Raw genomic sequence first — 14,108 nt, 5'->3', positions numbered from 1 at the left:
TGAATGCCGGGGCCGGACGCCCAGGTCCGGGGCAGGACCCGGCACACGGCGCGTCCGTGCACCCCTGCGTTACATGTTCGGATAATTCGGCCCGCCGCCGCCTTCGGGCGTGACCCAGACGATGTTCTGCGTCGGATCCTTGATGTCGCAGGTCTTGCAGTGCACGCAGTTCTGCGCATTGATCACCAGCCGTTCGCCATTTTCGTCGTTGACGAATTCGTACACCGCCGCCGGGCAAAACCGGCTTTCCGGGCCCGCGTACTTGTGCAGGTTGACGTTCACCGGCACGCTTGCGTCCTTGAGCGTCAAGTGTGCCGGCTGATTCTCCTCGTGATTCGTGTTCGAAATGAACACCGACGACAGGCGATCGAAAGTCAGCTTGCCGTCCGGCTTCGGATAATCGATCGGCTGACATTGCGACGCGGGTTTCAGCATTTCGTGGTCCGCGTGCTGATGGTGCAGCGTCCACGGCACGTTGCCGTTCATCAGCTTCTGCTCGACGCCGACCATCAACGTGCCGAGGTACAGCCCTTTGCTCATCCATTGCTTGAAGTTACGCGCGCGGTACAGCTCGGTGTGCAGCCACGAAGTCTTGAACGCGTCCGGATACGCGTTCAGTTCGTCGTTCTGGCGGCCTGCCTGCACCGCGTCGAACGCGGCTTCGGCGGCGAGCATCCCGGTCTTGATCGCCGCGTGGCTGCCCTTGATTCGCGATGCGTTCAGGAAGCCCGCGTCGTCGCCGACGAGCGCGCCACCCGGGAACACGGTCTTCGGCAGCGACAGCAGCCCGCCCGCCGTGATCGCCCGCGCGCCGTATGACACGCGTTTGCCGCCCTCGAGGAACGGCCGGATCGACGGATGGGTCTTGTAGCGCTGGAACTCCTCGAACGGCGACAAATATGGGTTCGAGTACGCCAGCCCGACGACGAAGCCGACCACGACTTGGTTGTTGTCCAGGTGATAGAGGAACGAGCCGCCATAGGTATCGGACGACAGCGGCCAGCCCGCCGTATGGATCACGAGGCCCGGCTTGTGCTTGACGGGGTCGATCTCCCACAGCTCCTTGATGCCGATCCCGTAGGCTTGCGGGTCGCTCTGCGCGTTCAGCTTGAACTTGTCGATCAACTGGCGCCCGAGGTTTCCGCGGCAGCCTTCCGCGAACAGCGTGTACTTCGCGTGCAATTCCATGCCCAGCTGGAAGTTCTCGGTCGGCTCGCCGTTCTTGCCGATGCCCATGTTGCCCGTCGCGACGCCCTTGACCGAGCCGTCGTCGTTGTACAGGATCTCGGCGGCGGGAAAGCCCGGGAAGATCTCGACGCCGAGCGCCTCGGCCTGCTGGCCCAGCCAGCGCGTGACGTTGCCGAGACTGATCACGTAGTTGCCATGGTTCTTGAAGTTGTCCGGCAGCGCCCAGTTCGGCACCTGGAACGCGCTTTTCTCGGTCAGGAACAGGAAGCGGTCTTCAGTCACCTCGACGTCGAGCGGCGCGCCTTGCGCTTTCCAGTCGGGGATCAGCTCGTTGAGCGCGCGCGGGTCCATCACTGCGCCCGACAGAATGTGCGCACCGATTTCCGAGCCTTTTTCGAGCACGCAGACGCCGATTTCCGTGCCTTTTTCCGCGGCCAGCTGCTTGAGCCGGATGGCCGCCGACAGGCCCGCCGGGCCGCCGCCGACGATCACGACGTCGTATTCCATCGATTCGCGAGGGCCGTATTGCTCGATGAGGCTTGCGGGGGTCATGAACGCTCCTCTAACCATTAGAATGCTTTTATTCGGGACCGTATTGTCGGCTAAATAAAACGCTTGCCGCAACAGCGAACCTGTAGATTAGCACGATCGTTCTATTTTTGAGGTTGGGATGCGTGCCGGAACGCATGATACTGTTGCGGCATTGCATCATTGAAAACAATAGGAGTCGGCATGGGCCGATCGATCAATCTGGAAGGAAAAGTTGCGCTCGTCACGGGCGCATCGAGCGGCCTCGGCCAGCGTTTTGCGCAGGTGCTGTCGCAGGCGGGCGCGAAAGTGGTGCTCGCGAGCCGCCGCGTCGAGCGGCTCAAGGAGCTGCGCGCGGAGATCGAGGCGGCGGGCGGTGCCGCGCATGTGGTGTCGCTCGACGTCACTGACTATCCAAGCATCAAGGCGGCCGTCGCGCATGCGGAAACCGAGGCGGGCACGATCGATATCCTCGTCAACAATTCGGGCGTATCGACGATGCAGAAGCTCGTCGACGTGACGCCCGCCGATTTCGAATATGTATTCGATACGAACACGCGCGGCGCGTTCTTCGTCGCGCAGGAAGTCGCCAAGCGAATGATCATGCGCGCGGGCAGCGGCAATGGGAAGCCGGCGTTCCGGATCATCAACATCGCGTCGGTGGCGGGTTTGCGGCCGTTTGCGCAAATCGGCCTCTATGCGATGAGCAAGGCGGCCGTCGTCCACATGACGCGCGCGATGGCGCTCGAATGGGGGCGCTACGGGATCAACGTGAATGCGATCTGCCCAGGCTATATCGATACCGAGATCAATCATTACCTGTGGGAAACCGAGCAGGGCCAGAAGCTGCAGTCGGCGTTGCCGCGCCGGCGGGTCGGCAAGCCTCAGGATCTCGACGGTCTGCTGTTGCTGCTCGCGGCCGATGAATCGCAATTCATCAACGGCTCGATCATTTCGGCCGACGACGGTCACGGGCTCGCGTGAGCAGGCGCCGCCGGATAGTCATTTTGTAGAAAAGAAGCGTGCAATGAGCGATTACACCCCTGTTTTCGAGATGTCGATGCCGATTCGTTGGGGCGACATGGATGCCTTCGGCCATGTGAACAACACGGTCTATTTCCGCTACATGGAGCAGGCGCGAATCTCGTGGTTCGAGACCCTCGGCATCGCGGGCGGCAACGGCGAGGGGCAGGGGCCCGTGATCGTCAATGCGTCGATGGAGTTTTTGAAGCAATTGCACTATCCGGGCGATGTGGTGGCGCGCATGTCGGCGGCAAAGCCCGGGCGCAGCAGCTTCGACACCGGTTTCGAGCTGACCCGCGCGGACGATCCCGAGCACCTGTACGCGCGCGGCAATGCACGCTGTGTGTGGATCGATTACGCGCTGGGTAAATCGGTGCCGCTGCCGGATGCGCTGCGTCAGATGATCGAAAGCGCGCTGGCGAAAACAGCGGGAATAGAGGGGCGCTGATTTCGGCCTGGCGGCGTATTTGCCGCACCGTGGGCCGTTCGTGCAACCGGCGCTCGTCCGTTCGTCGGCGCTTGCCGCCCAGCATGCGGCGGGATTCCGGCTTGCGGGGCGGCATTTGCGTCGATCAAGCGGCAAGCGTGGCGGGTTCCCGCGAATGCCGCCGGCTAGTGCATGCAAGGCAGCGAGCGCCGCGCGTGCGGCTGCCCGCCTTTGCCTCGATGTTTCGAGATGTTTACCAACCCGGACCAACCGGCGCGTAACCCGGCGTCTGGCTGGCGGCCGCCTTGGCGGCGGCGCCGAAGTTGGGCCACGCCGGATAGTAAGGGCTCGACGTGGCTTGGTACGTCCCGGCAATCTTCGGCGCGCCCACCGTGCCGGTCGCGCCCGTCGACGAGGTAATCGTCACCAGGCCGAAATACGGTTCATAGATATCCCCGCTGTACGGCGACGACAGGGCCATGTCCGAATACGAATACGCATACACGGGCCCGTACTGGCCATAGGGCTGATTGCTGATCCACGCCATCAACTCCCGGTACTCGCGCGCCTGATTGGCTTGCGTCAGGTACGGCGGCGCCATCGTCTGAAAATTGGCGTTCGTATATTGCTGCGGGCTGCCGCCCAGTTGGCCGGTGAAATTGGTCGCGCCGTCCGACGCCGTGGTCGGCGCGCCGAATTCGGTGATCGCGATGGACTTTCCTGCATCGCCGTTCGCGTTCATCAGGTCGCGCAGGCTGGTGCCGGTGTAGCTCGCGAAAGTCTTGCCGGTAGGCGACGGCCACGCATAGGACGGCGACGAGAACGTGTGCCACATGATGTTGAACGCGTTCGAGTAATCCGGGTACTGCGAATTGAGCGTGGTGTTCGGGCACTGATTGCCTGGCGCCTGCCAGTCGTCACTGTGGCAGTGCGGATGATGGGCGAGCGCGTCGAAGTACCCGCGCGCGCCGTTCGCATACATAACGGCCAGCCAATCGCGCGGCTCCCATTGCACCGGAGCCGGATATTGCGGATTCGTGGAATTGACCAGGCCCGCCACGCCGTTCGCCGGCAGGGCGCCGGTGCCGTTGTTCGGCGCGGTGATGCAGCTCGAGCTGCCGCCCGCGTAGACATAAGCGGACGGATTGACCTGCTTGATCGCCGGATAGACGCTTTTCAGAATTTGCGTGTACGCCACGGGATCGTGCGGGATGAAGTCGGGGCCGCAATTCGGTTCGTTCCAGATTTCCCATGCGTCGATTCGCCCGCCGTAGCTGTCGTTGCCGTAGTGGCTGGCGGCCGCCTTCGCGAAATTGGTATAGGACGTGGGGTCGGGCGCGCACAGCGTGTACATGCCGCTGCGATAGCTGCTCGGACATTGCGCGCCGACCGCCCATTTTGGCGTGGACGTGATCACGCCGAGAATTCGCAAGCCATTGTTCCGGGCGGCCCGGACGACGGCGTCCGTGACGCCCCAGTATAGGCCGCTGGTCGGGCCGGGATTGGGGTCGCCGGGGATGATCCAGGTCTTCGCCAACTGGATGTTTGCCCAATTGATATGAATACGGACCCAGCGCACGTTCATTGCCGCAATGCCGGCCATATAGTTATTGATGGCTTGTGTCGGGTTTTTGGAATTCTGATTGATAATATCGAGGATTTCGCCGCCTACATCGACTCCGGTTACCGGCGTATTGGTTTGGGCGAAAGAGGAGCGGCAGCCAATCAAACCCAATATCAAAATAAGGAGGAAGGGTCTTATTCTCGCGATAATCATGAAAGCACCTGGTCTTAAGGTTTGGTTGTAGTTGATTGAAAAATCGTTGTTGTTTGATTTATGCGAGAAAACATGCCGCGGCCCCGCGCTGACGCACGGTCGCTTTTGTCGCGTGATTGCTCGACTGTTCGGTTGCTTCGTCGCTCAGCGTTGCGCGATATCCGCGCGCCATGCCGGCGGTCCTGCCGCAGGCATGGCAGGGCTGAGTCCGGCGTCAGCCGCGAAGCGGCGCCACCGGATCGCGAGTCGGTCCGATCGAAGGATGGACGCGGTCGAAGCGTCCGGCAGAAAGGTTGGCATCCTCGTTCAACTATCTATTAAATATTATTACCCGGACAATGCAGATGCATTGCTTTTCGTCTGATATTACTGTGCGCTTGTTCTAGGTCTGGTTACCGGGCATAAGGGTAAATAAATTCCGCGGAAAAGTGTAGACCCGAATTTTGATTGAATCGGTTTTCAGAGATGGGATTATTGAATTTTGGATGTGAATTAATTTGAGATGAATAATGGGATAGGCCAATTCCATTATTTTTCGAATTTTGACCGCGGCTAATGGCGGTCCGGTTGTTTTGCGTTATCTTTTTCTGCTGCTGCGGCCGATTTTGCGGGCCGCTTACCGCCCGAGCAGGCGTTGCACCAACTCGGCCGTATTGCCCGTTCCGTATTTGCGCATCAGCCGTGCGCGGTAGATATCGACCGTGCGGGAGCTGATGTCGAGCAGGCGGCCGATTTGCTTGCTCGTTTTGCCTGTCACGAGCTGTGCGGCGATTTCTCGCTCGCGCGGCGTAAGCTCGATCGCGACTCGCCGCGTCGCGCTCAAATCCTCGAATGTCCATACGCCGGCGGCAAGTGGCGCGGTGCGCTCGAGCGCGCGGCCCGTCACGTGGCACCAGAATAGTTCGCCGCTTGCGCGTTTCATGATTCGGTCGTCGGCGTAGCTGCCGTGCGCGATCATCACCGGCGCGATCCGCTCCGCGATCCGCTCGAACTCGTCGGACGACGGATAGAGCGCTTCGAACGATTGCCCGATCAGGTCAGTGCGCGCCGCGCAGCGGAAGATGGCGGCCAGCGCGTCGTTACAGTCCTCGATCACCCGGTCGCGAGACAGGACGAGGCCGATCGGCGCGAGGTGGAATGCGGTCTGATAGTCGATGGCAGGCATGGAAGCGGGTGGGCGGTGGCGGGATGCCGTGCGGGCTACGGTGAACACTTATGCATTTTTGCGTATTGTGCCCCATGTCGAGCGCATCGTACCCTTTCGGGCAGGTCGCGGCTCTCGGGCTGCGGCGATGAGAACAAGCGCATCGCGGCAGCATGGGCCGCGCGTGCCTAGAATGTGGTGTGACGGAGCAGGCGGACGGGCGCGCCGCATGAGCCGTCGAACCGTTTTCCATAGAGGAAGGGACACAGATGAACAAAATCTACCCCAGTGCGGCTGCCGCGCTCGAGGGCATCGTGAGCGATGGACAGACCTTTGCGGTGGGCGGCTTCGGCTTGTGCGGGATTCCCGAGGCGCTGATCACCGCGCTGCGCGATTCCGGCGTGAAGGGTATTACCTGTATCAGCAACAATGCGGGCGTTGACGGCTTCGGTCTTGGCCTGCTGCTCGAAACCCGGCAGATCAAGAAAATGGTTTCGTCATACGTCGGCGAGAACAAGGAATTCGAGCGTCAGTATCTGGCCGGCGAACTCGAGCTTGAATTCACGCCGCAAGGCACGCTTGCCGAAAAGCTGCGCGCGGGCGGCGCGGGCATCCCGGCGTTCTTCACGCAGACAGGCTACGGCACCGTGATCGCCGAAGGCAAGGAGACGCGCGAGTTCGGCGGCAAGCAGTATGTGCTGGAGCCGTCGCTGACCGCCGATGTCGCGCTCGTGAAGGCGTGGAAGGCCGACAAGTCGGGCAATCTGATTTATCGCCGCACCGCTCGCAACTTCAACCCGATGTGCGCGATGGCGGGGCGCATCACGGTCGCCGAGGTCGAGGAGATCGTCGAGAACGGCGAATTCGATCCGGATCAGATCCATACGCCGGGCATCTTCGTGCAGCGGCTCGTACTCAATGCGACGCCGGAAAAACGCATCGAACAACGCGTCGTGCGCGCGAAAGGAGACTGAGATGGCTTGGAATCGTGATCAGATGGCCGCGCGCGCGGCGCAGGAACTGCAGGACGGTTTTTATGTGAATCTCGGTATCGGGTTGCCGACGCTCGTCGCGAATCACGTGCCGGCGGGCATCGAAGTCTGGCTGCAATCGGAGAACGGTCTGCTCGGCATCGGGCCGTCGCCGACCGAGGACGAAGTCGACGCCGATCTCATCAACGCGGGCAAGCAGACCGTGACGACACTGCCGGGCTCGTCGATTTTCTCGTCGGCCGATTCGTTCGCGATGATTCGCGGCGGCCACATCAACCTCGCGATCCTCGGCGCAATGCAGGTCAGCAAGAACGGCGATCTCGCGAACTGGATGATCCCGGGCAAGATGATCAAGGGGATGGGCGGCGCGATGGATCTCGTCGCGGGCGTCAAGCGCGTGATCGTATTGATGGAACATGTTGCGAAGGGCAACCAGCACAAGATTCTCGATACATGTTCGCTGCCGTTGACGGGCGTTGGCGTCGTCGACCGGATCATCACCGATCTTGGCGTGATCGATGTGACGAAGGACGGGCTGAAGCTCGTCGAACTGGCCGACGGCGTGAGCGTCGACGAGATCCAGGCGAAAACCGGCGCGCCGCTCGACGTGAGCGCGTTCGCGTAGTGGATATGGTGGGCGGCCGGCGCGGTGCGGCGGCAGTCTTGTTTGTGTTGCCGAGTAGCCGTTGCCTGGCGGGCATGCGCTGAAACCCGGCCGCCGGCCCATGCCGTAAAACGCCCCGCGTTGGGTAAAGCGCGGGGCGTTTTGCTGTGCGCGGCCGTGCTGGCCCAGGACGGCCGCGCGCTCGCTTGCGGTTGACATTGTCGCTGTGGCCGGCAAAGGGGGCTCATGCCGGTATGAATGACGCCAGGCTTCGCATGAAGGGCGTCGGCGGGGGGATGCGCAACGTGCCGCATCGGCCGAATGGCCGATCCGCGGATCAAGCCGGCGCAACGCGGATTACAATCGATCCGTGTGCCCGGTGGCCCGTCTCCTTCGGCGCGGCGGGCGTTCTTCATGCCGATTGTTCGTCAGGATGCGCAGATGTCATCGAACCTTGCCCCTTCCTCTTTGCGGCGGCCTCGCGAGCGCCGTGTCCAATGCGCGAGCCCCGTGGGTCTGCACCATGTCGCCTATACCGAGTGGGGCGAACCGGACAATCCCCGCGTGCTTGTCTGCGTGCACGGCCTGACCCGCTCGGGGCGCGATTTCGACCGGCTTGCCGCAGCGCTCGCCGATGTCTACCGCGTCGTGTGTCCCGACGTCGTCGGGCGTGGCCGCTCCGACTGGCTGGCCGACCCGAAGCTCTACGGCATACCGCAATACGTCGCCGACATGGTGACGCTGATCGCGCGGCTCGACGTCGAACGGGTCGACTGGTTCGGCACGTCGATGGGCGGCTTGATCGGGCTCGCGCTCGGCGGGTTGCCGGGCACGCCGATCGGCAGGATGCTCGTCAACGATATCGGCCCGCATATCGAGCCGCCGGCGCTGGCGCGGATCGGCGAATATCTCGGGCTCGACAAGCGTTTTGCGACCGAGCAGGAAGGGGTCGATTATTTGACTTCGCTGTCGCTGCCGTTCGGCCCGCTCACGCCTGACGAGTGGCGCGAGATCAACCGGCCGCTGCTCAAGCAGGACGCGGACGGCGGTTGGCGCACACGCTACGATCCGCGGATCGTCGAGCCGTTCGCCGCCGCGACGCCCGAGGCGAATGCGCTAGGCGAAGCGCTGCTGTGGCGAGCACTCGAAGCGTTCGGCGGCCCGCTGTTGGTCGTGCGCGGCGCGCAGTCGGATTTGCTGTCGAGCGAGACGGTGGCTGAGATGAAGGCGCGCGGGCGCGAGGTGTCGAGCGTCGAGATCGCGCAAGCGGGCCATGCGCCGGCGTTCGTGAGCGCCGATCAAATTGCGATTGCGCGTCGATTCTTCATCGCATAAGCGCGGCACGCGTCATAATATGCGGTTCGGCGCAGCTTGGCCGTCAGCGTGCGCGGTTCATCCGGATGCGGGCCGCGCCGTGTTTCGATCAACTTTCCAACCGGGATTTCTCATGGCAGTCATTCGTCACCACGTCGGCCCCCGTCTTTCCGAAATTGCTATCCACAACGGCACGGTCTATCTCGCGGGCCAGATCGCTGAGGACACCGCCCAGGACATCAAGGGCCAGACGCGCGAAGTGCTCGGCCACATCGATCGCCTGCTCGCCGAGGCGGGCAGCGACAAGTCGCATCTGCTGTCGGTGCAGATTTTCATCTCCGACATGGCGAACTTCCCGGGCATGAATGAAGTGTGGGACGCATGGGTCGCACCGGGCGCGACGCCGCCGCGCGCAACCGTCGAGGCGAAGCTGGCCGATCCGGCCTGCCTCGTCGAAGTGGTGGTCGTCGCCGCGCAACGGAGCTGAAGCCCAAGCCGCGTGGTTGGGCAATACGACGTACCGATGAAGCAGGGCACGCCAATGACAGCCGAATCGGCTTCTGCCGCCGTTGCGGCGCCGTCGTTCGACGACGCGCTCGCATTCGTGCGCGAGCACGCGGGCGATGCGCGGCTGTCGTCGGGCGAGCCGCTCGTCGAGCATGCGGCGGGCACGGCGTCGATCATGCAGCGGCTGAACGTCGATCCGCCCGCGGTGAGCGCGGCCGCGCTCTTCGCGCTGACGCCGCATTTGAACGATCCCGAGACGCAGATCGCCGCGCATTTCGGCAACGAGGTCGTGCAACTCGTCAACGACGTGCGCAAGCTGTTGCGCCTGGGCACCGTCAGTCTGCGCGCCGCGCAGAACGCGGGGGCCGATGCAGGCCGCGACGCGCAGGCGCAGCGGCGCGCGCAGATCGAGGCGCTGCGCAAGATGCTGCTCGCGTTCGCGCAGGACATTCGCGTCGTGCTGATCCGGCTCGCGTCGCGGTTGCAGTCGATGCGCTACTACGCCGCCGCGAAGATCGCGCCGCCGCCGGAGTTGGCGCGCGAGACGCTCGAGATCTATGCGCCGCTCGCGAACCGGCTCGGTATCTGGCAGCTCAAGTGGGAACTGGAGGATCTCGCGTTTCGCTTCGAGGACCCCGTTACCTATAAACGCATCGCGAAACTGCTCGACGAGAAGCGCGCCGAGCGCGAAGCATACGTCGCGCAAGCAATCGGGCGTCTCGAGCGCGAGCTGGCCGCCGCGCAGATCCACGCCGACGTGAGCGGCCGGCCCAAGCATATCTACAGCATCTGGCGCAAGATGCGCGGCAAGGAACTCGATTTCTCCGAGCTTTACGATGTGCGCGCGTTTCGCGTGATCGTGCCGGACATCAAGGATTGCTATACGGTACTCGGCATCGTTCATCACCTGTGGCAGCCGGTGCCGAAGGAGTTCGACGATTACATCTCGCGGCCCAAGCCGAACGGTTATAAATCGCTGCACACGGTCGTCATAGGCGACGACGGCCGCGCATTCGAAGTGCAGATCCGCACGCAGGAGATGCACAACTTCGCCGAATACGGCGTTGCCGCGCACTGGCGTTACAAGGAAGCGGGCGCGCGCGGTTACGGCGGTCAGTTCGAGGCGAGTGACAAATACGACGAGAAGATCGCATGGCTGCGCCAACTGCTCGCGTGGAAGGACGACGTCGCGGAAAGCGGCGGCGAGGCGAGCGGTCGCGACGCGTGGGCGCAATTGCGCGAGACGTCGCTCGCCGACGATCACATCTACGTGCTGACGCCGCAGGCGCGCGTGATCGCGCTGCCGCAGGGCGCGACGCCGGTCGACTTCGCGTATCACCTGCACAGCGAGCTTGGCCACCGCTGCCGCGGCGCGCACGTCGACGGGGCGATGGTGCCGCTCAACACGCCGCTTGCGAACGGGCAGACGGTCGAGATCGTCACGGTGAAGGAGGGCGGCCCGTCGCGCGACTGGCTCAATCCGCAGCTTGGTTATCTGCGCAGCGCGCGGGCACGTCAGAAGGTGCGCGCATGGTTCAACCTGATCGACCAGCAAGAGAACGTTGCGCGCGGCCGCGCGCTTGTCGAGAAGACGTTGCAGCGCGAAGGCAAGACGTCGGTGAATCTCGAGCAGCTTGCGGCGAAGCTCGGCTTCAAGTCGTCCGACGAACTGTTCTCGGCAGTCGGCAAGGAAGAGTTCAGCCTGCGCAACGTCGAGCAGGCGCTTTCCGATGCACCGCAACCGGAGCCCGAGCCCGAAGCGCCCGAGAATTTCGAGAAGCGCAGCAGCGGCGCGAGCGTCACGCAAGGCGCGTCGACGGGCGTACTCGTCGTCGGTGTCGACGCGCTTCTCACGCAGCTCGCGCGCTGCTGTCGTCCGGCACCGCCGGACGCGATCAGCGGTTTCGTCACGCGTGGTAAGGGAATGTCGATTCACCGCAGCGATTGCGCGATGTTCCGGCGGATGGCCGAACGCGCGCCGGAGCGCGTGCTGCAGACGACGTGGTCCGCCGACGTGCTGGGCGGGCGCGGCGTGTCGGTCTATCCGGTCGACCTGATGATCGAGGCAACCGACCGGCAGGGGCTGTTGCGCGACATCTCCGAAGTGTTCGCGCGCGAGAAGATGAACGTGACCGGCGTGAAGACGCAGAGCCGCCGGAACACGGCGTTCATGCAATTTACGGTCGAAGTGTCGAGTTCGTCGCAGGTGCAGCGCGCGTGCACGTTGCTCGGTGAGGTGGCGGGCGTCGTGCGGGCGGCGCGCAAGGCATGAACGCCGCCGAGGGGCGGCTGGCGATGGCAATGGGGTGCGAATTTTTCTGAACAAAATGCACGAAAGCTATTGCCAAGCCTAAAAAAGCTCCATATAATTTCAGCTTCTTCAGGCTCGTAGCTCAGTTGGTTAGAGCACCACCTTGACATGGTGGGGGTCGTTGGTTCGAATCCAATCGAGCCTACCAATGACACATCGCAAAAGGCGAATACGGTTATGACACCGCGAACGTTGACCGAAATTCATTCGGAGCGGCGCTAGTCGAGGAACGTTTTCGCCTTGTGGTTTTGAAGTATCAGAATGCGGCCCCTCGAAAGCGGGGCCGCATTTTTTTTGTCGCGCGTTTGGGGCGTTTCCTCGTGCGCGGCTCAATCCGCCGCTCACTGTCGGCATCACGGAGATTGCCAATATGGTTTCGATACGCCTGCCCGACGGCTCGATTCGCCAGTACGAGCATCCGGTGACGGTCGCCGAAGTCGCGGCGTCGATCGGTCCCGGCCTCGCGAAGGCTGCGCTCGGCGGCAAGCTGGACGGCGAACTCGTCGATATGTCCGCGCTGATCGATCGCGACGCATCGCTTGCGATCGTCACGGACAAGGATGCGGACGGTCTCGACATCATCCGTCACTCGACGGCCCACCTGCTCGCCTATGCGGTCAAGGAACTGTATCCGGAAGCCCAGGTAACGATCGGCCCCGTGATCGACAACGGTTTCTATTATGACTTCTCGTATAGCCGGCCTTTCACGCCGGAGGATCTCGAGAAGATCGAAAAGCGGATGCAGGAGCTCGCGAAAAAGGACGAACCGGTCACGCGCCGCGTCGTGTCGCGCGACGAGGCCGTTGCGTACTTCCGGGGCATCGGCGAGAAATACAAGGCCGAGATCATTGAATCGATTCCGTCGAGCGACGAGATCAAACTGTATTCGCACGGCGGCTTCACCGATTTGTGCCGCGGCCCTCACGTGCCGTCGACCGGCAAGTTGAAGGTCTTCAAGCTGATGAAGGTGGCGGGCGCGTACTGGCGCGGCGATTCGAGGAACGAGCAGTTGCAGCGGATCTACGGCACCGCGTGGACGAAAAAGGAAGACCAGGACGCGTATCTGCACATGCTCGAAGAGGCGGAAAAGCGCGATCACCGCAAGCTCGGCAAGCAGCTCGATCTGTTCCATATTCAGGAAGAGTCGCCCGGCATGGTGTTCTGGCATCCGAAGGGATGGACGCTGTGGCAGCAGGTCGAACAGTACATGCGCCGCCGGCTGAATGACGCGGGCTATCTCGAGATCAAGACGCCGATGATCATGGACCGCTCGCTGTGGGAGGCGTCGGGCCATTGGCAGAACTATCGCGACAACATGTTTACGACAGAGTCGGAGAAGCGCGACTACGCGATCAAGCCGATGAACTGTCCGGGGCACGTGCAGGTGTTCAAGCACGGGTTGCGTTCGTACCGCGATCTGCCGCTGCGTTATGCGGAATTCGGCTCGTGCCATCGCAACGAGGCGTCGGGCGCGCTGCACGGGCTGATGCGTGTGCGCGGCTTCGTGCAGGACGATGCGCACATCTTTTGCACGGAAGACCAGATCAATGCCGAGGCGATCGCGTTCAACAAGCTTGCGATGAGCGTCTACGACGATTTCGGCTTCGAGCGCATCGACATCAAGCTGTCGCTGCGTCCGGAGCAGCGGATGGGCTCGGACGAGACTTGGGATCACGCGGAAGAGGGCCTGCGCAACGCGCTGAAGGCGTGCGGCCTCGAGTGGGAGGAGCTGCCGGGCGAGGGCGCGTTCTATGGCCCGAAGATCGAGTACCACATCAAGGACGCGCTTGGCCGTTCGTGGCAGTGCGGCACGCTGCAGCTCGACATGCTGCTGCCGGAGCGGCTCGGCGCGGAGTACGTCGCCGAGGACAATAGCCGCCGCCGGCCGGTGATGCTGCATCGGGCGATTGTCGGTTCGATGGAGCGTTTTCTCGGCATTCTGATTGAGCACCATGCTGGTGCAATGCCGATTTGGCTTGCCCCGGTGCAGGCGGTTGTGCTGAATATCGCTGAAAGTCAGGCCGAATATGCGCAATCTGTTGCTCAAACATTGCAAAAACAAGGGGTTAGAGCGTCGGTTGATTTGCGCAACGAGAAAATTAGCTATAAAATACGCGAGCACACGCTCGAAAAAGTTCCCTACCTGCTCGTCGTAGGCGATAAGGAGCGTGAAGCGCAAACGGTAGCCGTGCGTGCCCGTGGCGGCGTCGATCTGGGGGTTCTCCCGGTCGAGGCCTTTGTTGAGCGCCTGCGTGGAGAAATCCAGGCGTTCAAGTAACCGCCCTGGCAGCGC

General features: G+C 62.7%; 10 protein-coding genes, 1 tRNA gene and 1 pseudogene. 9 read left to right on the top strand and 3 right to left on the bottom strand.

The window, feature by feature from the left end; genetic code table 11:
• Positions 1–69: 69 nt before the first annotated feature.
• Positions 70–1,740: an electron transfer flavoprotein-ubiquinone oxidoreductase gene (locus AQ611_RS11615; RefSeq protein WP_059518590.1), complete on the bottom strand. Its 1,671-nt coding sequence runs from the start codon at positions 1,738–1,740 to the stop codon at positions 70–72.
• Positions 1,741–1,920: 180 nt separating this feature from the next.
• Here AQ611_RS11615 and AQ611_RS11610 point away from each other — a divergent pair, with 180 nt between their 5' ends.
• Together AQ611_RS11610 and AQ611_RS11605 are read left to right on the top strand one after the other, a co-directional pair.
• On the top strand, positions 1,921–2,700 hold the full coding sequence (locus AQ611_RS11610; protein WP_059518588.1) for an SDR family oxidoreductase: 780 nt from the start codon (positions 1,921–1,923) through the stop codon (positions 2,698–2,700).
• Positions 2,701–2,743: 43 nt separating this feature from the next.
• Positions 2,744–3,187, top strand: coding sequence for an acyl-CoA thioesterase (locus AQ611_RS11605; protein WP_059518586.1), 444 nt, complete (start codon positions 2,744–2,746; stop codon positions 3,185–3,187).
• 232 nt (positions 3,188–3,419) lie between these two features.
• Here AQ611_RS11605 and AQ611_RS11600 read toward each other — a convergent pair whose 3' ends face one another.
• Together AQ611_RS11600 and AQ611_RS11595 are read right to left on the bottom strand one after the other, a co-directional pair.
• Entirely contained in the window at positions 3,420–4,943 is a 1,524-nt protein-coding gene (locus AQ611_RS11600) for a glycoside hydrolase 5 family protein (protein ID WP_059518584.1), read from the bottom strand.
• 616 nt (positions 4,944–5,559) lie between these two features.
• Complete coding sequence (locus AQ611_RS11595; RefSeq protein ID WP_069234601.1) at positions 5,560–6,108, bottom strand: LuxR C-terminal-related transcriptional regulator; 549 nt, start codon at positions 6,106–6,108, stop codon at positions 5,560–5,562.
• Positions 6,109–6,356: 248 nt separating this feature from the next.
• Here AQ611_RS11595 and AQ611_RS11590 point away from each other — a divergent pair, with 248 nt between their 5' ends.
• The 7 genes and pseudogenes from AQ611_RS11590 to thrS all read left to right on the top strand — a co-directional run bounded on the left by AQ611_RS11590 (position 6,357) and on the right by thrS (position 14,093).
• On the top strand, positions 6,357–7,061 hold the full coding sequence (locus tag AQ611_RS11590; protein WP_059518577.1) for a CoA transferase subunit A: 705 nt from the start codon (positions 6,357–6,359) through the stop codon (positions 7,059–7,061).
• 1 nt (position 7,062) lies between these two features.
• Entirely contained in the window at positions 7,063–7,704 is a 642-nt protein-coding gene (locus AQ611_RS11585; protein WP_069234600.1) for a CoA transferase subunit B, read from the top strand.
• A 307-nt stretch (positions 7,705–8,011) separates the two neighbouring features.
• A pseudogene (locus tag AQ611_RS11580) lies at positions 8,012–9,018 on the top strand (alpha/beta fold hydrolase).
• Positions 9,019–9,130: 112 nt separating this feature from the next.
• Positions 9,131–9,484 (top strand): RidA family protein, encoded by a 354-nt coding sequence (locus AQ611_RS11575; protein WP_069234599.1) that lies wholly within the window; start codon positions 9,131–9,133, stop codon positions 9,482–9,484.
• A 54-nt stretch (positions 9,485–9,538) separates the two neighbouring features.
• The gene (locus AQ611_RS11570; protein ID WP_069235271.1) at positions 9,539–11,776 is read left to right on the top strand and encodes a RelA/SpoT family protein; all 2,238 of its coding nucleotides are present in this window, start codon (positions 9,539–9,541) and stop codon (positions 11,774–11,776) included.
• Positions 11,777–11,886: 110 nt separating this feature from the next.
• A tRNA-Val gene (locus AQ611_RS11565) sits at positions 11,887–11,963 on the top strand.
• 222 nt (positions 11,964–12,185) lie between these two features.
• Positions 12,186–14,093 carry a threonine--tRNA ligase gene (thrS, locus tag AQ611_RS11560; RefSeq protein ID WP_069234598.1) on the top strand — a complete coding sequence of 636 codons (1,908 nt, stop codon included), beginning with the start codon at positions 12,186–12,188 and terminating at the stop codon, positions 14,091–14,093.
• Positions 14,094–14,108: the final 15 nt, after the last annotated feature.

The organism is Burkholderia singularis (assembly GCF_001718875.1).
In the GTDB taxonomy this organism is placed as follows: domain Bacteria; phylum Pseudomonadota; class Gammaproteobacteria; order Burkholderiales; family Burkholderiaceae; genus Burkholderia; species Burkholderia singularis.
This window is presented reverse-complemented; position numbering and strand designations above follow the sequence as displayed.

Excerpts from the sequence above, each read along its gene's own strand:
- AQ611_RS11575 (WP_069234599.1), top strand. The coding sequence starts at position 9,131 with ATGGCAGTCATTCGTCACCACGTCGGCCCCCGTCTTTCCGAAATTGCT.
- AQ611_RS11615 (WP_059518590.1), bottom strand. The coding sequence starts at position 1,740 with ATGACCCCCGCAAGCCTCATCGAGCAATACGGCCCTCGCGAATCGATG.
- thrS (WP_069234598.1), top strand. The coding sequence starts at position 12,186 with ATGGTTTCGATACGCCTGCCCGACGGCTCGATTCGCCAGTACGAGCAT.
- AQ611_RS11590 (WP_059518577.1), top strand. The coding sequence starts at position 6,357 with ATGAACAAAATCTACCCCAGTGCGGCTGCCGCGCTCGAGGGCATCGTG.
- AQ611_RS11570 (WP_069235271.1), top strand. The coding sequence starts at position 9,539 with ATGACAGCCGAATCGGCTTCTGCCGCCGTTGCGGCGCCGTCGTTCGAC.
- AQ611_RS11610 (WP_059518588.1), top strand. The coding sequence starts at position 1,921 with ATGGGCCGATCGATCAATCTGGAAGGAAAAGTTGCGCTCGTCACGGGC.
- AQ611_RS11605 (WP_059518586.1), top strand. The coding sequence starts at position 2,744 with ATGAGCGATTACACCCCTGTTTTCGAGATGTCGATGCCGATTCGTTGG.
- AQ611_RS11585 (WP_069234600.1), top strand. The coding sequence starts at position 7,063 with ATGGCTTGGAATCGTGATCAGATGGCCGCGCGCGCGGCGCAGGAACTG.
- AQ611_RS11600 (WP_059518584.1), bottom strand. The coding sequence starts at position 4,943 with ATGATTATCGCGAGAATAAGACCCTTCCTCCTTATTTTGATATTGGGT.
- AQ611_RS11595 (WP_069234601.1), bottom strand. The coding sequence starts at position 6,108 with ATGCCTGCCATCGACTATCAGACCGCATTCCACCTCGCGCCGATCGGC.